General features: G+C 68.6%; 23 protein-coding genes. 10 read left to right on the top strand and 13 right to left on the bottom strand.

What is annotated here, in order from left to right:
• Window positions 1–153: 153 nt before the first annotated feature.
• From VGP60_RS32625 to VGP60_RS32615, 3 genes are all read right to left on the bottom strand, one after another.
• Window positions 154–2,568 (bottom strand): ComEC/Rec2 family competence protein, encoded by a 2,415-nt coding sequence (locus tag VGP60_RS32625; protein ID WP_327552011.1) that lies wholly within the window; start codon window positions 2,566–2,568, stop codon window positions 154–156.
• Window positions 2,565–3,335: a ComEA family DNA-binding protein gene (locus VGP60_RS32620; protein ID WP_327552010.1), complete on the bottom strand. Its 771-nt coding sequence runs from the start codon at window positions 3,333–3,335 to the stop codon at window positions 2,565–2,567. The genes VGP60_RS32625 and VGP60_RS32620 overlap by 4 nt, the downstream gene beginning before the upstream one ends.
• A gap of 149 nt (window positions 3,336–3,484) precedes the next feature.
• The gene (locus tag VGP60_RS32615) at window positions 3,485–4,186 is read right to left on the bottom strand and encodes a FadR/GntR family transcriptional regulator (RefSeq protein WP_327552009.1); all 702 of its coding nucleotides are present in this window, start codon (window positions 4,184–4,186) and stop codon (window positions 3,485–3,487) included.
• Window positions 4,187–4,337: 151 nt separating this feature from the next.
• Here VGP60_RS32615 and VGP60_RS32610 point away from each other — a divergent pair, with 151 nt between their 5' ends.
• Genes VGP60_RS32610 through VGP60_RS32600 form a run of 3 tightly spaced genes read left to right on the top strand, consistent with a single transcriptional unit; the run spans window position 4,338 to window position 8,254 of the window.
• Window positions 4,338–5,579, top strand: a complete 1,242-nt coding sequence (locus tag VGP60_RS32610; RefSeq protein WP_327552008.1) for an SLC13 family permease — start codon at window positions 4,338–4,340, stop codon at window positions 5,577–5,579.
• Window positions 5,580–5,589: 10 nt separating this feature from the next.
• The gene (locus VGP60_RS32605) at window positions 5,590–6,969 is read left to right on the top strand and encodes an acyl-CoA synthetase (RefSeq protein ID WP_327552007.1); all 1,380 of its coding nucleotides are present in this window, start codon (window positions 5,590–5,592) and stop codon (window positions 6,967–6,969) included.
• The gene (locus VGP60_RS32600; RefSeq protein WP_327552006.1) at window positions 6,953–8,254 is read left to right on the top strand and encodes a carboxyl transferase domain-containing protein; all 1,302 of its coding nucleotides are present in this window, start codon (window positions 6,953–6,955) and stop codon (window positions 8,252–8,254) included. The genes VGP60_RS32605 and VGP60_RS32600 overlap by 17 nt, the downstream gene beginning before the upstream one ends.
• A gap of 10 nt (window positions 8,255–8,264) precedes the next feature.
• Here VGP60_RS32600 and VGP60_RS32595 read toward each other — a convergent pair whose 3' ends face one another.
• From VGP60_RS32595 to nadD, 5 genes are all read right to left on the bottom strand, one after another.
• On the bottom strand, window positions 8,265–9,113 hold the full coding sequence (locus VGP60_RS32595; RefSeq protein ID WP_327552005.1) for a DegV family protein: 849 nt from the start codon (window positions 9,111–9,113) through the stop codon (window positions 8,265–8,267).
• Between the two features lie 9 nt (window positions 9,114–9,122).
• Window positions 9,123–9,863: a diglucosylglycerate octanoyltransferase gene (gene octT / locus VGP60_RS32590; RefSeq protein WP_327552004.1), complete on the bottom strand. Its 741-nt coding sequence runs from the start codon at window positions 9,861–9,863 to the stop codon at window positions 9,123–9,125.
• Window position 9,864: 1 nt separating this feature from the next.
• Window positions 9,865–10,479, bottom strand: coding sequence for a histidine phosphatase family protein (locus VGP60_RS32585; RefSeq protein WP_327552003.1), 615 nt, complete (start codon window positions 10,477–10,479; stop codon window positions 9,865–9,867).
• Complete coding sequence (rsfS, locus tag VGP60_RS32580) at window positions 10,476–10,886, bottom strand: ribosome silencing factor (protein ID WP_327552002.1); 411 nt, start codon at window positions 10,884–10,886, stop codon at window positions 10,476–10,478. Before rsfS ends, VGP60_RS32585 begins: the two co-directional genes overlap by 4 nt.
• 94 nt (window positions 10,887–10,980) lie before the next feature.
• Entirely contained in the window at window positions 10,981–11,601 is a 621-nt protein-coding gene (gene nadD / locus VGP60_RS32575) for a nicotinate-nucleotide adenylyltransferase (RefSeq protein ID WP_327552001.1), read from the bottom strand.
• Between the two features lie 147 nt (window positions 11,602–11,748).
• On the opposite strand from nadD, the gene VGP60_RS32570 reads away from it, so the two are divergent.
• The 3 genes from VGP60_RS32570 to VGP60_RS32560 all read left to right on the top strand — a co-directional run bounded on the left by VGP60_RS32570 (window position 11,749) and on the right by VGP60_RS32560 (window position 15,886).
• The gene (locus tag VGP60_RS32570) at window positions 11,749–12,666 is read left to right on the top strand and encodes a helix-turn-helix transcriptional regulator (RefSeq protein ID WP_327552000.1); all 918 of its coding nucleotides are present in this window, start codon (window positions 11,749–11,751) and stop codon (window positions 12,664–12,666) included.
• 67 nt (window positions 12,667–12,733) lie between these two features.
• Complete coding sequence (locus VGP60_RS32565; protein WP_327551999.1) at window positions 12,734–13,690, top strand: SDR family oxidoreductase; 957 nt, start codon at window positions 12,734–12,736, stop codon at window positions 13,688–13,690.
• A gap of 90 nt (window positions 13,691–13,780) precedes the next feature.
• Window positions 13,781–15,886 carry a RecQ family ATP-dependent DNA helicase gene (locus VGP60_RS32560; RefSeq protein WP_327551998.1) on the top strand — a complete coding sequence of 702 codons (2,106 nt, stop codon included), beginning with the start codon at window positions 13,781–13,783 and terminating at the stop codon, window positions 15,884–15,886.
• A gap of 12 nt (window positions 15,887–15,898) precedes the next feature.
• On the opposite strand, the gene VGP60_RS32555 is transcribed toward VGP60_RS32560, so the two are convergent.
• Genes VGP60_RS32555 through VGP60_RS32545 form a run of 3 tightly spaced genes read right to left on the bottom strand, consistent with a single transcriptional unit; the run spans window position 15,899 to window position 17,687 of the window.
• On the bottom strand, window positions 15,899–16,351 hold the full coding sequence (locus VGP60_RS32555; RefSeq protein WP_327551997.1) for a Rieske (2Fe-2S) protein: 453 nt from the start codon (window positions 16,349–16,351) through the stop codon (window positions 15,899–15,901).
• A 23-nt stretch (window positions 16,352–16,374) separates the two neighbouring features.
• Complete coding sequence (locus VGP60_RS32550) at window positions 16,375–16,971, bottom strand: DUF6529 family protein (protein ID WP_327551996.1); 597 nt, start codon at window positions 16,969–16,971, stop codon at window positions 16,375–16,377.
• Window positions 16,968–17,687, bottom strand: coding sequence for a hypothetical protein (locus VGP60_RS32545; RefSeq protein WP_327551995.1), 720 nt, complete (start codon window positions 17,685–17,687; stop codon window positions 16,968–16,970). The genes VGP60_RS32550 and VGP60_RS32545 overlap by 4 nt, the downstream gene beginning before the upstream one ends.
• Window positions 17,688–17,887: 200 nt before the next feature.
• Between VGP60_RS32545 and VGP60_RS32540 the strand changes: the two genes are divergently transcribed.
• From VGP60_RS32540 to VGP60_RS32530, 3 genes are all read left to right on the top strand, one after another.
• Window positions 17,888–19,177 (top strand): MFS transporter, encoded by a 1,290-nt coding sequence (locus VGP60_RS32540; protein WP_327551994.1) that lies wholly within the window; start codon window positions 17,888–17,890, stop codon window positions 19,175–19,177.
• Window positions 19,178–19,241: 64 nt separating this feature from the next.
• Entirely contained in the window at window positions 19,242–20,972 is a 1,731-nt protein-coding gene (gene argS, locus VGP60_RS32535) for an arginine--tRNA ligase (RefSeq protein ID WP_327551993.1), read from the top strand.
• Between the two features lie 30 nt (window positions 20,973–21,002).
• Window positions 21,003–21,962 carry a S41 family peptidase gene (locus VGP60_RS32530; protein WP_327551992.1) on the top strand — a complete coding sequence of 320 codons (960 nt, stop codon included), beginning with the start codon at window positions 21,003–21,005 and terminating at the stop codon, window positions 21,960–21,962.
• On the opposite strand, the gene VGP60_RS32525 is transcribed toward VGP60_RS32530, so the two are convergent.
• Entirely contained in the window at window positions 21,940–23,202 is a 1,263-nt protein-coding gene (locus tag VGP60_RS32525; RefSeq protein ID WP_327551991.1) for an NAD(P)/FAD-dependent oxidoreductase, read from the bottom strand. The genes VGP60_RS32530 and VGP60_RS32525 overlap by 23 nt on opposite strands.
• Before the next feature lie 96 nt (window positions 23,203–23,298).
• Here VGP60_RS32525 and VGP60_RS32520 point away from each other — a divergent pair, with 96 nt between their 5' ends.
• Window positions 23,299–23,913, top strand: coding sequence for a TetR/AcrR family transcriptional regulator (locus VGP60_RS32520; RefSeq protein ID WP_327551990.1), 615 nt, complete (start codon window positions 23,299–23,301; stop codon window positions 23,911–23,913).
• A gap of 4 nt (window positions 23,914–23,917) precedes the next feature.
• Here VGP60_RS32520 and proB read toward each other — a convergent pair.
• Window positions 23,918–24,699: glutamate 5-kinase (proB, locus tag VGP60_RS32515; RefSeq protein ID WP_327551989.1), on the bottom strand; the 782-nt coding region annotated here is incomplete at its 5' end.

Below are 24,699 nucleotides of genomic sequence, written 5' to 3'. Positions count from 1 at the left end.
TCTGGTGAATCTGTTCGATGGGCTTCGTGATCCAGGTGGTTCCTGGCGGTGCGGGGGATTTGCCCTCGTACCGGGTCGTACTCGGGTGAATCCCCCGTGCCGTCAGGGGCCGCCTGGGCGCGGAGACCGCGAACTTGATTTGCCAGGCACGACCTAGCCCCCAGCGTGTCGCGGCGGCCCTCGCGGCCGTCCGCGGCGCGCCACGGAAAGCCCGTGCTCGTCGGAAAGTACCGCGGTGTCCCCGTCGGAGTCGGTGCGTGTGACCAAGGCACCGGCTCCGGTGAGGACGTCGAGGGTCGTCTTGTTCGGGTGACCGTAGGTGTTTCCGGCGCCGACACTCACCATCGCGACCCTCGGCGTGACCGCGTTCACGAAGGCGGGCAAGGAAAACCGCGACCCGTGATGCGGCACTTTCAGTATCTCGGCCCGGAGGTCGGCTCCCTCGGCGAGTAAATCGGCCTGAGCGGCCAACTCCACGTCTCCGGTCAACAGCATCCTCCCCGCCCGGGTCTCGGCCCGGACCACGATGGACCCGTTGTTGATCGTGGTGCCGTCCTGTTCGGTCGCCTCGCGTGCCGTGACATAACGCGGCCCCACGACGTCCAACCCGAGACCCGGCCAGTCAAGCCGTTGTCCCACGGTGAGTTCGAGCAACGGCACTCCTTGCCTTCCGGTTTCCTCGGCGACCTGCCGCCAGGCCCATTCGGGCGCGCGCCCCGGCCCGACGGCGACGGCACCCACGGCTCGTCCTTCGAACACCGACGCCAGCCCGCCGATGTGGTCCGCGTGCAGATGACTGATCACCAGCAACGGAATCCGGTCCACCCCAAGCCTGTCGAGGCACTCGTCCACCGGCCCGGGCTCCGGGCCCGTGTCCACTACGACAGCACGTCCGGGCTCGTCGGTGGCCAGCACCATCGCGTCACCTTGGCCGACGTCGCAGACGACCGCGGCCCAGTCCGACGGCGGCCAGGCCTTCGACACGAGCTGCGTGGGCACGAAGACCAAGAGCGCCAAGACAAGCAGCGCGGCCAGCGTGACGCGCAGCTTCCGGTACCGCATCGCCACCACGAGCACGACAGCGAGCAACGCGGCGAGAATCCCTCCCCACCAGCCACTCGGCCACGGCACCACCGCTCCCGGCACCCGGGAAGCGTGCCGTGCCACGGCGATCAGCCACTCCACCTCCGGTCCGGCCAGCCGGATCAGCAACTCCGCGGCGCCCGGCCAGAACGTCGCGACCACCGTGGCGAAAATGCTGAGCACGGTCGCCGGCGCGACCACCGGAGCGGCCAGGATGTTCGCCAGTACCGAAATCAGGCTCAGCTGCCCGGCCATCCCGGCGATCACCGGCGCGGTGACGACGAAGGCGGCCAACGGGATCGCCAGACCTTCCGCGAAACCGGAAGGCACCCGTCGCCTGACCATCGCGTCGGCCCAGCGCGGCGCCAGCAGCACCAGCCCGGCGGTGGCCAGCACCGACAGCGCGAAACCGAAGCTGACGGCCATGGCCGGGTCGTAGAGCACCAGCACGCATACGGCGACCGCCAGCGCGGGAAGCGCGGAACCTGCCCTTCCCAAGGCCAACGCCAGCAGCCCGACCCCGCCCATGACCCCGGCACGCAGCACGCTCGGCTCCGGCCCGACAAGGACTACGAACCCCACCAAGGTGAGCCCCGCGACCGTCGCGCACACGTGCGGCCCCAGCCTCAGCAAACGAAGCAGCAGCAACACCGCCCCACCCAACACGGCGAGGTTCGTGCCGCTCACGGCGGTCAAATGAGTCATCCCGGCTTCGGTGAACTCGTGCTCCACGCGCGGCGAGAGCGTGCTCGTGTCCCCCACGGCCAAGCCCGGCAGCAGCCCAGCGGCTTCGTCCGACAGCACGGCCGACGCCTGCCGCAACCCTTCGCGCATCGACGCGGACGCCCGCTGCCACCACGGCGCCTCACTAACCTCGGCAGGCGGGCCTCGCACGTAGACGACGGCCACCGTCATCTCGGCGCCCCGGGGCGGCGCAAGCTTCCCCGACGTCGTGACCAACTGGCCCGGCAGCAGTTTCGACCACCGCTCGAAGGGGGCGATCAGCACGATCCGGCCGGTGGACACGACCGCGTGCCCGGAGACCTCGACCTGTTCGAGATCCGCCGCGATCACCACGTTTCGCGCTCCGGCCGCCTGATCCGCGTAACCCGCGCTGCGTATCGCGCGCGGCCGCTCGACGACGACCGCTCGCAGCGCCGCCTGCTCGCCTCTGGCTGCGTGCGCGCGGAGCGGGTCATGCTCCGCCTGCTCCAGGCGGGAAGCACCGGGCCAGACAGCCAGCAAGCCGCACACGAACAGCGCCGCGGCCGCGGCGAACCAGCGTGGAGTTCCTCTCGACCGGACAAGCAACACCGTGGCGACGAACACGGCCACCGCCCCGCACACGACGGCCGCCCACCAGCCGCACAGCAATCCGAACAAAGCCGAGAACCACAGCGTGACCGCGGCGGGAACCAGGCGGAGATCTTGGCGGCGGGTCAGGAGCGGGGTTTCGGGATCCGCGTCGAAAACGGCGGTTTTCATAACACGGTCACCTGTTCGCGCAGTTTCGAGTATTTGCTCGTACCGATGCCGTCGATATCCCGGAGTTGTTCGACGGTACTGAATCTCCCGTGACGGGTGCGCCATTCGACAATGCGTTTGGCCGTCACCTCGCCCACTCCCGGCAGGGTGTCGAGCTGCTCCAGGCCCGCCGTGTTCAGATCGAGTTTCGCCTCGGGCGCGCCACTGCCGGGCTGGACGGGCTCCGCGGCCAGGGCGGGTACACCCACCGCCAGTTGCTCACCGTCGGCGAGACGGCGGGCCAGGTTGAGGCCGAAAAGCTCGGCTCCGGGCACCGCGCCCCCGGCCGCCGCCAGCGCGTCAGCGACCCGAGAACCGGCGGGGACCGTCACGAGGCCCGGAGTCGAGACCTTGCCGACGACGCTGACCACCAGATTCGGAGGAGGTGGCTGCGCGGCTTGTGCCGGCGAGGCGGCCACTTTCCCCGCCGGAGGCAACGGGGGCGGGCTCTCGTGGCCGGGTTTGCCCCCGGCCACGAGCACCGTGGTGAGTACGACGGCGACCACGCCCAGCAACGCGGCCGACACCGCCAGCCGGCGACGGCGTGGTGAACCCGGGCTGCCGGCGGGCACCCACCGCTCCACGAACCGGCCCGCGGGAGACCGGGCGGGCGCGTCGTGCTGGCTATCCGCGTTCGCCTCGGCTTCGGTGGCCAGCTCTCTCAGCCGGGCAGTGGAGGATTTGTCTCGGGGAATGAGGCCCGGATCACGGGCTGGTCGCTCGAACACACGATCGACGTTAAAGCTTCGGGGCGGCTGAGGACAGCGGCGATCACGCCGCCTGTGGACAAGTGGGGCGCTGTGGATAAGTCGGCCCGAACCGAGCGGTAAAGGCAAGTCGGAAACATCCCGCGCCCTTTCTCAAGCCGCCGGGAAAACTAGTCGTCGGGGTTCCAGGTCAGCAGCCTGACCTCGCTGACGCTGCGCACATGGGTGCGCATCGCCTCGGCCGCGGCCTGGCCGTCACCGTCGCGGATGGCGTCGGCGATCCGGCGGTGCTGGGCGAGCGAACGGGCCGGTCGCCCGCTTTGGCGCAGCGATTCGTGCCGGCTTTCGGCGATCTGCTCGGCGATGGACCGCATGAACTCCGCCATCAGCGGGTTGTGCGCAGCCGCCGTCACGGCCGCATGGAACATCTGGTCGCCGTCTCCGCCGGAATCACCGTTTTCGACCTCGGCCGCCATATGCGCCAAGGCTTCGTCGATCTCGTTCAGTTCGTCGGGCGTACGTCGTTCCGCGGCCAGCTCGGCCAGTTTGGTCTCCAGTGCCTCGCGGGCTTCGAGCACTTCCGGCAGCCTGCGTCGGCGTTCGACCAGCTCTGTCACGGGTTCGACGTCGAGACTGTCGGTCCGCAGGTACATCCCGCCGCCGTGGCGGACGTCGAGCAGCCCCTGCACTTCCAGCACGACCACGGCCTGTTTGATCGACGCCCGGCTGACGCCGAGCCGCTCGGCCAGCTCACGTTCGGCGGGCAGCCTGTCCCCCGCACCGAGGCCGGCGTCCGTGGCGTACTCCCTGATCCGGGCGACGACCTGCTCGTAAAGGCGCAGCCGGGCGACCGGGCGGAGTGCGTCGGACACGGGTTTCTCCTTTGCTGGAATCTCCCGTCAACTCTACCTTCGGCGGCCCAGTGGCTGAGCCATTTTGGCGACAGCCCTTGACACGGCCACCTACAGACTCGCAAAGTGGCTGAACCACTGAGCCAATGACGGCTTGGTCGAGGAGGTACGGATGTCCGCCCAGCTGGTGTCGATCCTGGTTCTCGCAGTGATCTTCGTCTTGGCCACCACCCGGTCGGTGAACATGGGCGCGCTCGCGTTCGCCGGCGCGTTCGGCGTCGGCACGCTCGCCGCCAATATGGACGCCAAAGCGATCTTCGAAGGTTTCCCCGGCGACATCTTCGTCGTCCTCGTCGGTGTCACCTATCTGTTCGCCCTGGCGAAGGCCAACGGCACCACTGACTGGCTGGTCTCGGCCGCGGTCCGGCTGGTCGGCGGCCGAATCGCGCTGATCCCGTGGGTGATGTTCGTGATCACCGCGGCGCTGACCGCGATCGGCGCGGTCAGCCCGGCCGCGGTCGCCATCGTGGCACCGATCGCGCTCGGTTTCGCGGCCCGCTACGGCATCAGTCCCCTGCTCATGGGCGCGATGGTCGTGCACGGCGCGCAGGCAGGCGGGTTCTCCCCGATCAGCGTCTACGGCTCGATCGTCAACGGCATCGTGAAACGCGACGGCATCCCCGGCAACGAACTCGTGCTGTTCCTCGCGAGCCTCGGCGTCAACACGGTGATCGCGATCATCCTGTTCATCGTCTTCGGCGGCACCAAACTGGCCAGGAACAAGCAGCCGGTGGACGACGAAATCGTCGAGACCAAGCTGAACCCGCTCATCATCGCCACCCTGGCCGGGCTGGTGCTGCTCATCGTCGGCACGCTGGTGTTCGACCTCGACGTCGGCCTGACGGCGATCTCGCTGGCCGTGCTGCTGAGCGTGATCTGGCCCGAGAGCAGCCGCAAGGCGGTCAGCGAGATCACCTGGCCGACGGTCCTGCTGATCTGCGGTGTGCTGACGTACGTGGCCGTGCTGCAGGAGATGGGCACCATCGACTACGTGGGTGACGCGGTCAGCGGCGTCGGCGTGCCCCTGCTCGCGGCCCTGCTGCTCTGCTACATCGGCGCCATCGTGTCGGCGTTCGCGTCCTCGGTCGGGCTGATGGGCGCGCTCATCCCGCTGGCCGTGCCGTTCCTCGCACTGGGCACGATCGGGCCGGTCGGCATGATCGCCGCACTCGCCGTCTCCGCGACGGTCGTGGATGTGAGCCCGTTCTCGACGAATGGCGCGCTGGTACTCGCCAACGCTAAGAATGTCGACAGGGACAAGTTCTTCAAACAGCTGCTGGCCTACGGCGGCATCGTGGTCGCGGTCGCGCCGCTGGTGATCTGGCTCGTGTTCGTGGTACCGAACTTCGGATGAGGAGAGAAACATGCTCGGCGAAGTGATCAAGGGCGGCGATCGGCCTGCCCTGAAGTTCGGCGAGAAAACCCTGACGTACGAGGAACTCGGGTACGCGGCCGCGGCCGTCGCGGAGCGGATCGCCGGGAAGAAGCGGGTCGCGGTCTGGGCGACATCGACGATCGAGACGTGCGTTGCGGTTGTCGGCGCGTTGCTCGCCGGGGTGCCGGTGATCCCGATCAACCCCAAGGTCGGCGAGCGCGAACTCGAGCACATCCTGTCGGACAGCAAGCCGGACGTCGTGCTGCGCGAAGCGGACATCGACCTCACCGACACCCGGCCGCGCGAAGTCCCGGCGCACGAGATCGACGGCGAAGCGCCAGCGTTCATCGTCTACACCTCCGGCACGACCGGCCCACCTAAGGGCGTGGTGCTCCCCCGCCGGGCCGTCACGAGCAATCTGGACTCGATCGCGGGTGCCTGGGAGTGGACCGCGGACGACGTCCTCGTCCATGCCCTGCCGCTGTTCCACGTGCACGGCCTGATCCTCGGCGTGGTCGGGCCGCTGCGCCGCGGTGGGGCACTGCACCATGTCGGCAAGTTCTCGACGGAGGCCGTCGCCGCCGAACTCGGTGGTGAGGCGACGATGATGTTCGGCGTCCCGACGATGTACAACCGGCTGGCGCAGGACGTCGTGACCGATCCGAAGCTCGCCGAAGCCGTCAGCAAGGCACGCCTGCTCGTATCGGGTTCGGCGGCGTTGCCCGCCGCACTGCACGAACGGATCTTCACCGCGACCGGGCAGCAGATCGTCGAGCGCTACGGGATGAGCGAGACCCTGATGAACTGCAGCGTCCGCGCTTCGGGCGAGCGCAGGCCGGGCGCGGTCGGCCCGCCGGTGGACGGCGTCGACCTGCGGCTCGTCGACGAGCAGGGCGCGCCGGTCAGCGGTGACGAGGTCGGCGAGATCGAGGTGCGCGGGCCGAACCTGTTCCTGGAGTACCTCAACCGGCCCGACGCGACAGCGGAAGCGTTGCGGGACGGCTGGTTCCGCACCGGCGACGTGGCTACCCGCGACCAGGACGGCTACATCCGGATCGTCGGTCGCCGGGCCACTGATCTGATCAAGAGCGGCGGCTACAAAATCGGCGCCGGCGAGATCGAGAACATCCTGCTGGAACATCCACAGGTCGCCGAAGTCGCGATCACCGGTGAGCCGGACGAGGACCTCGGCGAGCGGATCGTGGCATGGATCGTCGCCGAGCCCGGGACCCGGCCCGACGAGAAGGAACTGGTCGACCACGTCGCCCGGCTCCTCACCCCGCACAAGCGGCCACGGGTGGTGCACTTCCTCGATGCCTTGCCTCGCAACGAAATGGGCAAGGTGACCAAACGTGCGCTCGGCCGCTGAGGAGTTCCAGGAACTGACCCCCGAGCACGAATCGACCGGAAATCCACTGGGCTGGCCAGGTTACGACGAAGCTCGCGAACGCGCGGCCGCGCCGGAATCGGTGATCTACGGCAACGCGGTCATCGGCGGGGTCAAGGTCGTGCTGATCGAGTTCGAGTTCCGGTTCCTCGGCGGTTCGGTCGGGCGGGCGACCGGCGACAGGCTCGTCCACGCGTTCCGCACCGCTCGCGAACGCGGTGTCCCGGTGGTTTCGTCGATCGCCACGGGCGGCAGCCGGATGCAGGAGGGCATGTTCTCCTTGCGCCAATTGCAGCGCGTCGTGAAGGAATGCCAGCTCAACCGCGTCAGCGGCATCCCGCATATCGCCGTGCTGCGTGACCCGACCACCGGCGGCGTCTGGGCCTCACTCGGCTCCGGCGGCGACGTCGTGCTCGGCGTTGAAGGCGCGCAGGTCGGGTTCGCCGGGCGCCGGGTCCGCAAACCGGAAGAGGCCGAGCATCCGGCTTTCACCGCGGAGGGCCAGTTCGCGGCCGGGCAGGTCGACGCTGTCGTACGCCCCGACGACCTGGCGAAAACCGTGGGGACGTGGCTGGAACTGCTCACCGGTGGCCAACCGGAACCGGCCGAAGTACCGCACGCACTGGGCGAAGCTGAGCTGCCGGAGAGCGGCTGGGACGCGGTGCTGCGGGCGCGTGCTCCACGACGTCCTCGCGCGCAGGCGTATCTGGAATCCTATTTGGACAGTTACGCGCTGATCAGCGGAGATCGGGCGGGCGGGGTCGATTCCGGGATGCTGTGCGGAATCGGCCGCCGCGGTGGACGTTCGATCGCGTTCGCGGCGCAAACGGGGACGCCGACACGGCCCGCCGGGTATCGCACCGCGACGCGGCTGATCGGGCTGGCGAACCGGCTCGGCATCCCGGTGCTCACCCTGATCGACACCCCCGGCGCGGATAACAGCGCGGCATCGGAGGCGGCCGGTCTGGCGCCATCGATCGCCGGGGCGTTCTCGGCCGCGGTGAGCACGCGGATCCCGGTGACGACACTCGTGATCGGCGAGGGCGGTTCCGGTGGGGCGCTGGCGCTGGCCGGTCCGGAACGCACCTGGATCACCCCGGACGGGTACTTCTCGGTGATCGGCCCACAGGCCGCGGCGTCGATCCTCAAACGACCGGAGGACGACGTCCCCGCGGTCGCGGACCAGCTCAAACTCCGCCCCCAGGACCTGCTGGAACTGGGCTTGGTGGCAGGAATCGCTTCGCCATCTGTCGACAGATGGCGGTAGTTGTCGAGCGTTAGCGGTTTTGCCGTTGCACCACAACGCCGAGGACGCCGGGTCCGGTGTGCGCGCCGATGACCGCGCCGAGCTCCGACACCACGCAGCCACCGGACTTCGGCACGCGGTCCTCCAGCCGGTTCGCCAAGTCCGCCGCGCGATCGGGCGACGCCAGGTGGTGCACCGCGAGCTCGACGGTGTCCTGCCCGGCCGCGGCCGTCGCCAGTTCCACCAGGCGGGCCACCGCGCGGTTCATGGTCCGGACCTTCTCCAGCGGCCGGATCATCCCTTCGGAGATGTGCAGCACGGGCTTCACCGCGAGTGCCGTCCCCAACAAGGCCGCCGCCGGTCCGATCCGGCCGCCGCGACGCAGATGTTCCAGGGTTTCCACGACGAACAACGTCTCCGAGCATTTCGCCGCCGACACCGCCGCGTCCTCGACGGCCTGGGGTGAGGCACCCCCGGCCGCGACGTCGGCGGCGTGCAGCGCGGCGAAGCCCAGGCCCATGGCCGTGGTGCGGGAGTCGACGATCCGCACGACGTCCGGCCCGACCTCCTGCGCCGCGAGCACCGCGGCTTCCCAGGTGCCCGACAGCTCGCGCGACAGGTGCACCGAGACCACGGAGTCGGCGCCCTCGGCCAGCGCCGCGCGGAAGACCGCGGCGAACTCGGCGGGAGTGGGACGGGAAGTGGTGACGATCTTGCGCTGCCCCAGCGCTTCCGCCAGAGCCTCAGGCCCGACGTCGAGACAGTCGAGCGCGGAAACGCCGTCGATCAGCACGTGTAAAGGCACAACACGGATCGAATGCCGGTCTGCGAAGCCCTCCGGCAGGTGGGCAGTGGAATCCGTGATGACGGCGACCGGCACGCGGCCAGCCTACGTTGCGGCCCCGGGACCGGCCTTCGCCAGCAGGGGTGCGACCAGTTCCGCCATCGCGCGGCCGACGTCGGCGTGGCCTTCCCAGCCCCAGTGCATCCCGTCGGGATTACCGCGTCCGCTGAGGATATGCGGCTCGATCACGGCGGCGAGGTCGAGCAGCGGGACGTCGACGCGCCGCGACCACGCCTTCATCGCGGCTGTCGCGCCTTCACGCGCTGTGTGGACATATCCGTAGGAGGCTGCGCGATGCACGCCCGGCAGCATCCCGATGATCGGCAGGGACGGGCGAAGGGCCCGGAGCGCCTCGACGATGTCGTCGAGGTAGCGGACGGTCAGTTTCGCGGGCAGCACGGCCGGTTTGCCTCGCATGGCGACGGCGAGTTTGGGCTGGGCCGCGAGGTACGCGCCGCGTACGACCCGGCGAACCGAGTCGGGGCGCAGGTAACGCAGCCCGGTGCGCAGGTAAGTCGGTAATGGCGACGGAAGGGTGTCCATGCTGCCGATGGCGAGGATGACGGCGTCGGCGTGGTGCAGTTCCGCCCAGACCCGGGGGTCACCGACCAGCGACCACCACGCGTCGCGGGCCGTCCAGCCGAACCCGGCGAACATGTCGACGCTGCCGCCCACTGCCTCGGCGGTGACGTTCGGCCAGATCCGCTTGTCGTCGGCCGGGTGCGGGCCGTCGGGCCCGTGGAAGCTCAGCGAGTCGGCGAACACCAGCAGCCGCGGGGAATTCACGCTATCCGGTCATCCCGGCGTTGTAGGCGTGCAGGCGCCAGGCGCCGTTCCGCCTGCCGAGCTCGACCCAATGACAGTTCGCGATACCGCCGAGCGTCGGCCAGACCTCGATGGGCAGGTTCAGCAACCTGGCCGTCAGCGCGATGATCAACCCACCGTGCGCCGCGAGCAGGACGGTGTCGCCCGGGTCGACCTCGGGAAGGAGCAGATCCGCAACGACCTCGGAAGCGCGCTCCGCGACGTCGATGCGGGACTCGCCGCCGGGCGGGGCCCACGTGGAGTCGACGCGCCAAAGATCACGGTCGCCCGGGTAACGCTCGTCGACCTCCGCGCCGGTGAGACCTTGCCATTCACCGAGGTGGGTCTCCCGCAGCCGCTTGTCGATCCGCAGCGGCACGCCGATGGCGTCGGTGAGCACGGTGGCGGTGTCGGTGGCGCGCCGGAGATCGGACGCGATCACCAGATCGGGGGAAAAGCGGGCAAGTGCCGGCACGGCGAACCGGGCCTGGTTCCAGCCGACCGGGGTCAGCGCAGAGTCGAGATGGCCCTGCATCCGGCCGGCGGCGTTGTAGTCGGTTTCACCGTGCCGCCAGAGCACCAGCCGCTTCGGGCTCACAACGCGCCTTGTCCCTCGACCGCATCCTCCTCGGCGGGGGCGATGATCTCGAGGCCTTCGACCTCGATGACCGGGCAGTCCTTCCAGAGCCTCTCCAGGCCGTAGAAAGAACGCTCCTCCTGGTGCTGGACGTGCACGACGACGTCGACGTAGTCGAGCAGGACCCAGCGGCCCTCACGAGCGCCTTCACGGCGGACGGGCTTGTGCCCACTGAGCCGGAGCTGCTCCTCGATGTTGTCCACGATCGCGCCGACCTGGCGCTCGTTGGGCGCGGAGGCGATGACGAAAGCGTCGGTGATCACGAGCTGGTCGGACACATCCAGCACGATGACGTCACTGGCCTTCTTGTCCGCCGCCGCATGCGCGGCCGCTTTGGCCAGCTCTCGTGCCTCGGACGTGGCTACCACAGTGCTCCTTCGAATATATGAAAATTGCGCCCCTGAGGGTACCTGCACGGGCTGTCGAGCTGCTCAGCCCGTCATCCGAGCGCGGCCGCGGTGATCAGGTCGGGGTCGGCTCCGGCGTTTCCGCGGCTTTCCCGGCGTACAGCTTGCGCTTGTCGATGTACCGGACGACGCCGTCCGGGACGAGGTACCAAACGGGTTCGCCGCTCTCGACGCGCTCCCGGCAGGCTGTGGACGATATCGCCATCGCCGTCACTTCCACCAGACTCACCTTGCCGCTGGGCAGATGGTTGTTGTTGAGCCGGTAGCCCGGCCGGGTGACGCCGATGAAATGCGCGAAGGTGAACAGTTCCTCGGCGTTGCGCCAGGTCAAGATCTGTTCGAGGGCGTCAGCGCCGGTGATGAAGAACAGCTCGTCGTCCGGATATTCGGCGTGCAGATCGCGCAGGGTGTCGACGGTGTAGGTCTGGCCGCTGCGGTCGATGTCGACGCGGCTGACCGAGAAGACCGGGTTGGACGCCGTCGCGATCACCGTCATCAGATAGCGGTCTTCGGCGCGGGTCACCACCCGGTCGGACTTCTGCCACGGCTGCCCTGTCGGGACGAAGATGACTTCGTCGAGCCCGAAACGGGACTGGACCTCGCTGGCCGCGACCAGGTGTCCGTGATGCACGGGGTCGAAGGTGCCGCCCATGACCCCGATACGCCGTGGTGACATGAGTAAGGAGCCTATACACCTGGATCGCGGCAGAGCCCTTACGCGGATATGAAGAGCCTTAACGAGTGGCTCAGTTCACAGCGTGGGCCGCTGAGTGGTACTGGCCTTACCAGGCACATCACCGATTCCGAGACCAGACTGAGCACCATGTCACCCACTGATCCTTCCCGCCGCGTTCCGGCAGCCGGGGACAACGTCCTGGGTGACTTCCTGCGCGCCCAGCGGGCCGCCGTCGATCCCGCCCGGCTCGGGCTGGTCGACGACGGGCGGATGCGCCGGGTGCCCGGGCTGCGGCGGGAGGAGCTGGCCGAGCGGGCGCATGTCAGCGTCGACTACGTGGTGCGACTGGAACAGGGACGTACGCGCCGGGTGTCGCGTGCTGTGCTGGCCTCCCTGGCCGACGCACTGGAGCTGACGGCGGACGAGCGGGCCTACCTGTTCGCGATCGCCGAGGTGGCGCCGCCCGGCGTCGGACGGCAGGCGCGGGAACAGCGAGTGCCCTCGCAGGTCAAGCAGTTGCTGGGCGCTTTGCACGACGTCCCCGCGCTGGTGCTGGGGCGCCGTCAGGACGTGCTGGCGTGGAACGCGCCGGCCGCGGCGCTGCTCGCGGACTTCTCGGCGCTGCCCCCTGACCGGCGCAACCTCGTACTGCTGACCTTCCTCGACCCCGGCTACCAGGCGCTGTTCGGTGACCAGTGGGAACCGATGGCGCGGGAATGTGTGGCTGTCCTGCGGATGGAGGCGGGCCGCCGTCCCGATGATCCGTCGCTGGCCGCGCTGGTCGGCGAGCTCAGCGTCAAGTCGTCTTCGTTCCGTGGCTGGTGGGGTAGCCATCACGTGCGCGGAGCGAGACTGCGGCGCAAAACCTACCTGCATCCGCTGGTGGGACCGCTCACCCTGGACGCCCAGCAGTTCACCGTCGAGGGGCAGGGCGACCAGTCGCTGGTCACCTTCACCGCGACACCCGGTTCCGAGTCGGCAGAGGCGCTGAGGTTCCTCGTCCAGTGGTCTTCCGGTGACATGACGCGTGCGGAGCCCCAACGCGGTTCCGAACAACGGGACTGATTTCCCCGGCCCTTGTCCGTCCATTGTGGAGTAACGCTGCCCTTTTGCCGTTCCCGAAAGGAAAATCATGGCTTCTTCGAACAGTCACGCCGTTCCCGACCAGACAGGCAAGCTCGCCATCGTCACCGGAGCCACCAGCGGGATCGGTTTCGAAACCGCGAAGCAGCTCGCCGCGGCGGGCGCGGAAGTCGTGCTCGCGGTCCGGAACCCGGAAAAGGGCGAGAACGCGATCAAGCGGATTCTCGCCGAAGTGCCGAAGGCCCAGGTCTGGCAAAGCGCCCTCGACCTGTCGTCGCTGGCTTCGGTGCTGGACTTCATCGGGCGCATGCGGCAGCGGGGGCGGCCCATCGATCTCCTGGTCAACAACGCCGGGATCATGGCCATCCCCCGCCGCGCGGTCTCCGCGGACGGTTTCGAGATGCAGCTGGGCACCAACTTCCTCGGGCATTTCGCGCTCAGTGGTCAACTTCTCGACCTGCTACGGGCCGCGCCCGCGCCACGGGTGGTCAACCTCGGCAGTGTCGCCGCGCGGTTCCCAGGTGCCGCGATGCATTGGGACGACCTTCAGCTGGAGAAGGGCTACGCCGGGATGAAGGCGTACGGGCAGTCGAAACTGGCCACGATCCTCTTCGCTCTGGAGCTCGGCCGCCGGAGCGAGGCCGGCTCGTGGGGAATCGTCAGCGCGGCCGCGCATCCGGGTTCCGCCACGACGAACCTGCAGGTCACCGGGAGCCAATTCGGCAAATCGACCATGAAACGCCCGGTCAACGCGACGACGTTGATCATGAAGGTCCCTGGTATGTCCCAGAGTGCGGACAAGGGCGCGCTGCCGATCTTGAAGGCGGCCACCGATCCGGCCGTGAACTCCGGCGACTACTTCGGCCCTTCGCGCAATTTCGAAGCCGTCGGCCCGCCGAAGCCGGCCACGCTCCCTCGGCGGGCGAAGGATCCCGAGGCCGGGCGCAGGCTGTGGGTCGCCGCGGAACAGTTGACCGGGGTCAAATGGTCCGAGACGGTCTCTTGAGCGCCGTCTTGCCGCATGACAGGTCCGTTCGCGGAGCAGTTTGGCCCGGCGCGGGTCGAATGGTCGGAGTCATAGGGTAGAGGTAGATCCGTGGACATTCCTTCTCTCCGGCAACGAGCCGAAACCGTGCTGCGATCACTGGCCGGCGAATCGGCCGTCCTTCGCGAAGACCAGTGGACGGCGATCGAGGCGCTGGTGGCGCATCGGCGGCGGGCGCTGGTCGTGCAGCGCACCGGGTGGGGCAAGTCGGCCGTGTACTTCCTCGCCACGGCCCTGCTCCGCGAGCTCGGAGCCGGTCCGACGGTGATCATCTCGCCGCTGCTGGCGTTGATGCGCAACCAGATCTCGGCGGCCGGGCGGGCCGGGATCAAGGCCGCGACCATGAACTCCGCGAACGCACAGGACTGGGACGACGTGCAGGCATCGATCGCGGCCGGCGAGATCGACGTCCTGCTCGTCAGTCCCGAACGGCTGAACAACCCCGACTTCCGGGACACCGTGCTCCCCAAGCTCACCGCGACGGCCGGGTTGCTCGTGGTCGACGAGGCGCACTGTATTTCCGACTGGGGCCACGACTTCCGTCCGGACTACCGCCGCCTGCGCACCCTGCTTTCCGACCTTCCGGAGGGCGTTCCCGTGCTGGCCACCACGGCGACGGCGAACGACCGGGTGGCCACCGACGTCGCCGAGCAGCTCGGCATCGGCGACGGCGCGGGCACGCTCGTCCTGAGGGGACCGCTGGACAGGGAAAGCCTGCATCTCGCGGTCTGCCGGCTGCCGACAGCGCAGGCGAGGCTCGCGTGGCTCGCGGAGAACCTCGGCGAGCTGCCGGGCTCCGGCATCATCTACACGCTCACCGTCGCGGCGGCGCACGACGTCGCCGGCCTGTTGCGGGACCGGGGCTATCCGGTGGCGGCGTACACCGGGAAGACCGACCCCGCGGAGCGTCACGCCGCGGAGGACGATCTGCTGGCCAACCGGGTCAAGGCGCTGGTCGCGACGTCAGCGCTCGGCATGGGGTTCGACAAACCGGACCTCGGGTTCGTCGTGCACCTCGGCGCACCCTCCTCCCCCATCGCCTACTACCAGCAGGTCGGCCGTGCGGGACGTGGCGTGCAGCGCGCCGAGGTGATCCTGTTGCCGGGCCGGGAGGACGCGGATATCTGGGCGTACTTCGGTTCCCTCGCCTTCCCGTCGGAATCGCGGGTCACCCAGGTCCTCAACGCGCTGGCCTACGCGGACCGTCCACTGTCGACAGCCGCGCTCGAGCCGGTGGTCGAACTTTCCCGGTCGCGGCTCGAAATGGTGCTGAAGGTGCTCGACGTCGATGGCGCGGTCCGGCGCGTCAAGGGCGGCTGGGAAGGCACCGGCCAGGACTGGCACTACGACGCCGAGCGGTACGCCAGGGTGAGCCGGGCCCGTGAAACCGAACAGCAGGCCATGCTCGACTACCTCGAAACCCCGGGTTGCCGGATGGAGTTCCTGCGGCGCCAGCTGGACGACCCGGAGGCCGCCCCCTGTGGGCGCTGTGACAACTGCACCGGAAAGTATTGGGGCACCACGGTTTCGGCGGAGGTCGTGGACGCGACGGAACAACGTCTCCAGCGGCCGGGGCTCGAAATCCCGCCGCGTAAGCAATGGCCGACGGGCATGGCGAAACTCGAGGTCCAGCTGTCCGGGAAGATCGCGGCGGGTGACCAGGCCGAGCCGGGGCGTGCGCTCGGCAGGCTGACCGACGTCGGCTGGGGCGGGCGGCTGCGCGAGCTCGTCGGGCCGGGCGCGAAGGACGGGCCGGTGCCGGACTCGGTGTTCAAGGCCTGTATCGCCGTACTGGCCTCGTGGAAATGGGCCGAACGGCCGGTCGCGGTGGTCGGCGTCCCGTCGGCGACCCGGCCGGAGCTCACCCACGATCTGGCCCGGCGGCTCGCCGAGATCGGGCGGCTGGACTTCCTCGGCATGGTGGACTCCGCCGGAAGCCCGCCGCGGCGGGCCAACAGCGCCCAGCGGCTCGCCGACCTGACGAACAGGCTCAGTGTCTCGGCGGAGCTCGCTGACGCCGTGTCGTCGGTCAGCGGGCCGATCCTGCTCGTGGACGACGTGATCGACACCGGCTGGACGGCGACGGTGGCGGTGCGCCTGCTCCGCCGGGCAGGCGCACCGGCCGTCCTCCCCTTCGCACTGGCGAGCACGTCATGAGAAAGGAGTGGCTCAGGCCAAGCTGATCTTGTCGCCGGTCACGGTGATCGTCTTCTTCGCGAGCGCGGAGGTCGCGGGGCCCGCGGAGACAGAGCCGTCGGCGATCTTGAACTTGCTGCCGTGGCAAGGACAGTTGATGGTGCCACCCTTGACCTCGTCGACGGCACAGCCCGCGTGGGTGCACACCGCGGTGAAGCAGGCGAACGTGCCCTTGCTCGGCTGGGTCACGACGACCTGCTGGTCGGGGAAGACCTTGCCACCGCCGACAGGGACATCGGCCGCCGCGCCGAGAACCGTCCCGGCACCACCGGCCGCCGGTGGCTCGGCGGGTGCGGCTGGCGTGTCACTCGAACCGCCGTAGGTGGCGCACCCGGCCACCACGGCGGCTCCGGCGGCTCCGATGGCCACCAGGGCGACTCGGCGGCCCACCGCCGTTTCCGTAGCGGGCTTGAGTTCTTGGGACACGGCAGAAACTCCGTTCGAGGGGGTCACAGGGTCACGCCGAAGGTGGTGAAGAACCACAGGGACGAGCTCAGCCAGAGCCCGACCAGCGCGGTGAAGAGCACGCCTCCGGCGACGGGCAGCACCCAGCCGGGCGCGCCGTCGCGGCGCAGCAGCAGCATCTTGCAGACGAACATGCCGTAGAAGAAGCAACCGAGAAGGGAGTGCAGCAGGACACGGGTGTCGAAGGACTGGAAGCCGAGGGCGTACAGGCAATGCACCGCCACGGGGACGGACACCAGGAACGCGAGCCGGCCGGACCAGCGGTGCAGCGGGGGCATCCAGGCGGGGGCCTTGCCGAACTTGCCGTACATGGCGAAAGCGGAGACGAGCTGGACGACGGCGAGGACGAAGGCCACGCTGCCCAGCCAGGCCTTCACCGCCTGCGGGCTGGTGAAACCGGCGAGGTTCACCGCCTTGCCGCTGGGGTCGTGCAGATTGCCGTAGACGCCGAGCCCCACCGCGACCACAGAACCGACGAGCAGCGGGACGAGCAGGGTGAGAGCTGTCGCCCGACTTCTCTCATTCAGCGCGCTCTCGTTCGGTGCGGTCTCGTTCGGCGCGGTCTCGTTCGGCGCGGTCATCGGAAGGCGCCCTCTCCGGTCAGTCCGCTGATCGCCTGGGCGGTGATCGGGGTGCCGCCGACGGTCGCCGTGCCGGTGCCTGGGTTGAGCGGTGGCGCGGGGGTGGACGTCTCACCGGTGGTGACGAGACCAACCTGGCTGCCGTCGGGCTGGACGATCCAGCCGACCTTCGAGGCCTGGCCGCCGACGGTCGTGGCCGCGCGGTAGAGCCCGGCGGGCTTGACCGAGAGCGGGGCGGTGAACTTCCACGTCTTAGAGCCCGCGGTGACGGTGCCGCTGACCGTCGTGGCGTCGAGGTTTCCGCTGAGCACGGATCCCTTGGCGCCCGTCAGGTTCAGCTGACCGCCGGTCTCGGTGCCCTCCAGCCAGACCTCGGTCTTCTTGCCGTCGCACACGTAGGCGATGGCGCGGCCGTCGCGAACGGAGACCGCCACCGAGGCGGTGCCGCCGTCGACCTTGCCCGCGTAGTCACCGCGCGGCGAGTCTTCGGGCGCCGGTGAACTGGGCTCCGGCACGGAGACTTCGGTGGTCGGCTCGGACGTGGGCGGGGGTGGCAGTGGCGGCAGGGGCGGTGCTGTCGTGACGGGACCTGCGGCGCCCGCGGTGCTGACGACGGCCGGAGCGGCCGTGGACTCGTTCACGAAGTTGGTGATTCCGAGTCCACCGGCGAGTGCGGCGCCTGCCAGGAGCGTGAACAGCGGTCCAGGATGTCTCATGGTCTACCCCGTATTCCTCTGGCGTTCGACAGCGGAACGGACCGCCGTGCTCCCCTACACGGACGTAGGCCGCAAAGGGTTCAAATCCAGGCCCGCTGTTTCTTTCGTCCCGACATCGGCCATATTGAGACAAGTTCTTCCAAGAACGCCATATTTCTGGCAAAGTTCCGAGCCACTGCACGGCGAGCCCGGAGGTAGCGATGGTCGAGTCACCAGTGGATCCGCAGGTCAAACATCGGTTACCGGTCCGCAAGCTGTTCGCGGCCAGCGTCGGCAACGCGCTGGAATGGTTCGACTGGACGATCTACGCGACCTTCAGCATCTACTTCGCCAGCGCGTTCTTCCCTTCGGGCAACGACACTTTGGCGCAGATCAACACCTTCGCGACCTACGCGCTGGCCTTCTTCTTCCGGCCGCTGGGCGGGGTGCTGCTCGGCCGGTTCGCCGATCTCAAGGGCCGCAAACCGGCGATGATCCTCACCATCGTGCTGATGGCGGGCGGCTCGATCGCGATCGCCGTGCTGCCGACGTTCGAGCAGGTCGGCTGGCTGGCGCCGATCCTGCTGCTGCTCGCGCGGGTTGCGCAGGGCCTGTCGCTGGGTGGCGAGGTGTCCAACGCGTCGGCCTATCTCGGTGAGATCGCGCCACCGGCCCGGCGCGGGCGCTATTCGTCGTTCTTCTACATCTCCACCGGTTCCGCCGTCCTGCTCGCGTCGGTGCTGGGTTTCGTCCTCGCCAGGACGATGGACAAGGCCGACCTGAACTCGTACGGCTGGCGGATCCCGTTCCTGATCGGCGGCGTGCTCGGCATCATCGGGCTGTGGCTGCGCCGGAGCCTCGCGGAGACCGAGCAGTTCGAGCAGAACAAGGCCAAAGCGCGCCGCGTCGAACGGCCACTGCTGACCACGTTGCAGCAGCATCCCAAGGCGGTCGGGCAGATCGTCGGCTTCACGATGCTCTCGACGCTTTGCTACTACACGTTCTTCAGCGCACTGACGCCGTTCGCGGTCAAGACACGCAAGGCCGACGACGTCGACGTCTTCCTCGCGCTGTCGATCGCGACGGCGTTGTTCGTCGTGTTGCAATATCCGATGGGTGCGCTCGCCGACCGGTTCGGGCGACGCCCGCAGTTGCTGGTGTGGGCGGGCGCGATCGCCATCGTGATCGTGCCACTGTCCACTTTGGTCAAACCAGGGCTCGGCAACCTCATCGTGGTGTTCTGCGTCGGGCTCGGGTTGTACACCGCGATGACCTCGATCGCGCCGGCCGTGATGAGCGAAATGTTCCCCACCGAACTGCGCGGTATCGGCATCGGCGCCTGGTACAACCTCACGGTCGCGGTCTTCGGCGGCACGGCACCGCTCATCATCAACCTGTTGTCCGCGGCGGGAGTCCCGATCATCTTCTTCGTTTACGTCGCCATCTGCGCGGCGATCTCGTTCGTGGTGATCTACCGAATGCCCGAGACCCGCGGCGCCGAACTCCGGTAAACCGGTTCGACCGTCCGGACCTCGTGAGATTAGTCTTCCCGCACCAACAGCGAAGGAGTTCGAAGTGCGGGACAGCGACGTGGGACACGAGCTGGGGCGCCGCGTGGCGTCCGCGCTCAAGGCAGGACTGGACGTGGACATCACGCCCGCGGAGGCCTTGGTCCGACCGTCGACCCGCGCCGGCGTCGACTACCAATGCGACGTCGCGATGGGCCTCGGCCGCAAGGTCGGCCGCCCGCCGCGCGAGGTCGCGGCGATCGTGGCCGAACACCTCGAAACGGGCGGCCTGCTGGAAAGCGCCCAGATCGCCGGCCCCGGCTTCCTGAACCTGGTGCTGCGCGACGAGTGGCTGGAGCAGCACGCCGCCGCGTTGCTCGTCCACGACCGGCTCGGGATCATGCCCACCGACACACCGCGCCGGATCGCCATCGACTACGGCAGCCCGAACGTCGCCAAGGAAATGCATGTCGGCCATCTGCGGTCGTCGATCATCGGTGATTCGATCTCCCGGCTGCTGGAATTCCAGGGCCACGAAGTCATCCCGCACAATCACCTCGGCGACTGGGGCACGCCGTTCGGCATGCTCATCGAGCACATGCTCGGCGAGGATTCGGCCGCGGACCACACAATCGGCGACCTCAACGGCTTCTACCAAGCAGCTCGCGTCAAGTTCGACACCGATCCCGCTTTCGCGGACCGGGCGCGGAAGCGGGTCGTCCTGCTGCAAGGCGGTGACGAGCAGACGCTGGAGCTGTGGCGGAAACTCGTCGAGGAATCGGCTCGCCATTTCGAAAAGGTCTACGAACTGCTGGGCGTCCAGCTCACTCCCGAGGACATCTACGGCGAGAGCTTCTACAACCCGTTCCTCGCCGAGGTCATCGACGAACTCGAAGCCGACGGGCTCACCGAAATCAGCGACGGCGCACTGTGCGTTTTCCCGCCCGGGTTCGCGAACCGCGACGGTGACCGCCTGCCGCTGATCATCCGCAAACGCGATGGCGGTTACGGCTACGCGACGACGGACCTCGCCACCGTGCGCTACTGGACGAAGGAACGCGGCGTCACGGATCTGCTTTACGTCGTGGGTTCGCCGCAGGCCCAGCATTTCGCGATGGTCTTCGCCGTGTCCCGCCAGGCGGGATGGCTCACCGACAAGCATCACGCCGAACACATCGGGTTCGGCACGATCCTGGGCGAAGACGGCAAGACCATGCGCACCCGCGCCGGGGGCACGGTCAAGCTGGCCGAGCTGCTCGCCGAGGCCGTCGACCGGGCGACGTCGATCGTCGCCGAGCGCAGTGAGCTGAGCGCGGACGAGCAGGCCGGGGTCGCCCACGCGGTCGGGATCGGCGCGGTGAAGTACGCCGACCTTTCCGGCGACCGCGAGCGCGATTACACCTTCGACTGGGATCGCATGCTCTCGATGGAGGGCAACACCGCCGTCTACCTGCAGTACGCGAACGCCCGTATCCAGTCGATTCTGCGCAAGGCGGGCGACGCCGAGGCCGCGGAGGTCCACCTGACCGCGCCCGCGGAACGGGAACTGCTGCTGACGCTCGTCCGGTTCGCCGCCGCGGTGGAGTCAGCGGCCGCGACGTACTCACCGCACAAGCTCTGCACGTTCCTCTACGAGACCGCCGCCGCGTTCTCCCGCTTTTACGAGCAGTGCCCGATCCTCAAGGCCGACGTCCCCGACGACGTCCGGCGCTCACGGCTCGTCCTGGCGCGTCTCACCTCGAACACGTTGACACTCGGGTTGTCGCTCCTCGGGATCGAAGCACCTTCACCAATGTAACAGCACTGTTGTATCTGCTACCGTCGACCGGTGACCCGAGACTGGTCGGCGGTGGCCGACGTCCTGATGAGCCAGCTGACCGAGCACTACCTGCACCCGGACGTGGCCGAACGGATCTGCGCGCGGATCCGCTCGGCCGACTACCGGGACCTCGTCGACGAACGAGAGTTCGCCGACGCCGTCACCGAGGACATGCAGTCGGTGAACGGTGACCTGCACCTGTTCGTCCGGTACAGCGAAGAAGAACTCACTGAAGAGTCCACAGTGGACGAATCGCCGCTGCGGGCTGACCAGGCGGTGCTCACCGGCCATGGGTTCGCGAAAGTCGAACGCCTGCCCGGAAACATCGCCCTGCTCGACATCCGGAAGTTCTACGACCCCACCGTGGCCGGCGCGGGCGCGGCGGCGATCGCCGCGATGCACCTGGTCGCGGGCGCCGACGCGCTGGTGCTCGACCTGCGGAACAACCGCGGCGGCGAGCCCGAGATGAACGCGCTGGTTTCGGGCTTCCTCTTCGACGAGCGGACCCATCTCGTCGACCTGTACTTCCCGGCCGCGGACCGGACCCTCCAGTACTGGACGGATTCCTTCGTTCCCGGCCCGATTTTCGGGGGCACGAAACCGATCTACGTGCTCATCGGCGGCCGGACGATCTCCGGCGGCGAAGGGATGGCGTTCCAGCTCCAGCAGTCGAAACGCGCCACTCTGATCGGCGAAACCACCGCCGGAGCCGGAAACTTCCACTACCCGCTTCGCCTCACCGCGCGTCTCCTGTCCGCGATCCCGTCCGGATATCCGGTGGACCCGGTCTCCGGCGGGCGATGGGAGGGCGTGGGTGTGCTCCCGGACATCGCCGTACCGCCCGAACAAGCCTTCGACGTCGGCTACCGGCTATCGCTGGAGCATGTGCTCGGTCTCGGCGAAGAAGGCGCACGACGCCAGGTCGCCGAGGACGCCAGGACCGCCCTCACTCGGCTCCGTGGTCGCTGAACACCTTGCGCTTGAGCGGCGGCACCGCGCTGAAGAACCGGAGCAGGCCCTTGAACATGATCCGGCCCGCCCGGTTTCCGGACACGAACTGGTCGGCGGCGCGCTCGGCCGCCTTGACCGCCGCGAACCCGTAGCCGCGCATCTCCCGTTCGTAGTCCGCGATCGCCTCGGCATACGAGCATTCACCGCGCGAGGCGGCGATCAGGTTGCGGCGCAACAGATCCGCGTCGCGCAGCGCGATGTTCGCGCCGACGCCGCGAAACGGGGTCATGCTGTGGATCGCGTCTCCCAGCAGCGTGATGTTCGTGCTCGGCCAGGGCTCGACCGGCACCGAAGTCAGGACCGGCAGCAGTGAAACCGTTCCGGGCGGAGAATCCGAGACGAGCCGGCGCAGGCCGGGATGCCAGCCCTCGATCCGCCCGCTCACGATGTCCTTCAGTTCGTCTCCGTCTTTTTCGGACAGATCGTCGAAGTCCCTGGCCGCGTACGCCCACATGAGGTAGCTCGCGGTGTTGTCGAACAGCACGGCGTCCTGCTCGGCGGAGGCGTCGTTGACGCCGCCGCCCAGTTCGTGCGGCGCGGAGAACATACCGCACCCGGCGGGCGGCAGCACCGAGTTCGGCCCTTCGTAGAGCCGTTTCGGCAGGAGTGCCTTGGTCTCCCGGGTGAGCGGGAACTTGCCGGCGATGGTGACGATGCCGGTGTCCCGCCGCTCCGCGTGCGGCAAGAACTGTTGGCGCACCCGGGAGTTCGCGCCGTCCGCCGCGATCAGCACGTCCGCCCGCGCGGTGGTGCCGTCGGCGAAGAAGCAGGTGATCTCGCCGTCTTCGGCCCGCTCGTAGCGTTCGAACTCCTTGTCCAGGTGCAGCACGCCGTTCAGCCCGGAGGACAGCACCTGGTGCAGCGTGATCCGGCTGACCGAATGATGGGCGTCGGCCGGATCGGCTCCCGAGGTGAGCTCGCCCTCGATGAGCATGAGTTCGCGAAGCTGCTCGGTCACGAAACCGAAGGCACCACCCGGTTGCCCGCAGGTCGCGACGAACCGCTCCCAGAGCTCCGCGGGCAGCGACGCCCGCAGCGCCCGCGCGCCTTGCGGATTGATGTGCACCCGATAGCCCTGCAACCGCTCAGCGCGAGTCCGGCTGCGTTCGTACACGGCCACATTCATCCCCGCCTGACGTAGCCCCTGCGCCAGGCACAGCCCGCCGGTGCCTCCACCGATCACCACGACGTGAACCATGTCCCCTCCTTCGTCTCGCTGACCCAGTCAATAATCATCTCTATGGATGATTAAGTCAACCCTGAAGATGACTGATGCATCGGCTACGGTTCCCCTGTGCCCGAACCCCGCAAGCCCCGCCGCTCCCCCGCTCCCGGCGAGCGCCAGCGCGATCCCGAGCGCACGAAGGCGCGGATCCTCGAAGCCGCGAAGGCCGAGTTCGGCGCGAAGGGGTTCGCCGCGGCCAGGGTCGGGGACATCGCCGACCGCGCGGGCATCAACAAGCAGCTGATCTCGTACTACTTCGGGGGCAAGGAAGGGTTGTACGAAGAACTCACCACGGCGAACCTGCGGCACAACGTCTCGATCACCGATCACGGCCAGCCGCTGGACGAGGTCGCCAAGGGGTTCATCAAGGGGAACACCGCCGATCCCGACCTGGCGCGGATGTTCCTCTGGGAGAACTTCACCGACGACGCCACCGAAGACGCGGCGGGGCGCGAGTTCCTGCGTGGGCAGGTCGAGTACATGCGCGCCCGGCAGGCCGCCGGCGACTTCCCCGCCGACCTCGATCCGGGACACCTGCTGCTGATCCTGATCAGCGCGGCGAGCGCACCGATGGCCTTCCCTCAGGTCGCGAGAGGGATCTCGGGTCAGGATCCGGCGTCGGAACAGTTCGCCGACGCCTACGCGGAGCAGCTCTCATCGCTGCTCAAGCACCTGCGCAAATAGGGGTTCAGCGACGCAGCGGGACGAGGTCGTCCGCGTGGACGACCTCACGGCGCTGCTCCGCCGGAAGTTCGTGGCTCGACCGGCCGACCAGTTCGGGCAGCTCACCCGCGTCGAAGGCGACCACTCCGCGCGCGACCACACGCTGCGCCGAATCGACGAGATCCACGACGTCACCGGCCTGGAAATCGCCCTCCACCCCGGTGATCCCGGCCGCCAGCAGCGACCGGCGCCGACGCATCACCGCGGCGACAGCACCATCGTCGAGCAGGAGCTTTCCGGACGCACCGGCCGCGTAAGCCAGCCAGAAGCGACGAGCCGACAACCGGGAATCCGCGGCGGTGAAAGCCGTGCCGACATCGGCGGCGGTCAAGGCGTGGTCGGCGTCGGCGGCCGCGGCGAGCAGCACCGGGATACCGGCGCCCGCCGCCGTGCGGGCCGCGGCGAGCTTGGAGACCATGCCACCGGTGCCCAGCCCCGAGCTCGACATGCCGACCGTGATTCCGTCCACATCGGACTCGCCGGTGACCTCGATGATCTTGCGAGTGGCACCGTCACGCGGATCTCCGTCGTACAGAGCGTCCACATCGGACAGCAGGACCAGCGCGTCCGCACCGATCAAATGCGCTACGAGAGCGGCCAGCCGATCGTTGTCGCCGAACCGGATCTCCTCAGTGGCCACCGTGTCGTTCTCGTTGACCACCGGGACCGCACCGAGCGCCAGCAGCCTGTCGAACGTGCGCTGGGCGTTGCGGTTGTGCGAGCGTCGGACGACGTCGTCCGACGTCA

It is taken from the genome of Amycolatopsis sp. (assembly GCF_036008905.1).
In the GTDB taxonomy this organism is placed as follows: Bacteria; Actinomycetota; Actinomycetes; order Mycobacteriales; family Pseudonocardiaceae; genus Amycolatopsis.
The sequence above is the reverse complement of the archived record's forward strand: the minus strand, read 5'-3'. Positions and strand labels throughout refer to the sequence as shown.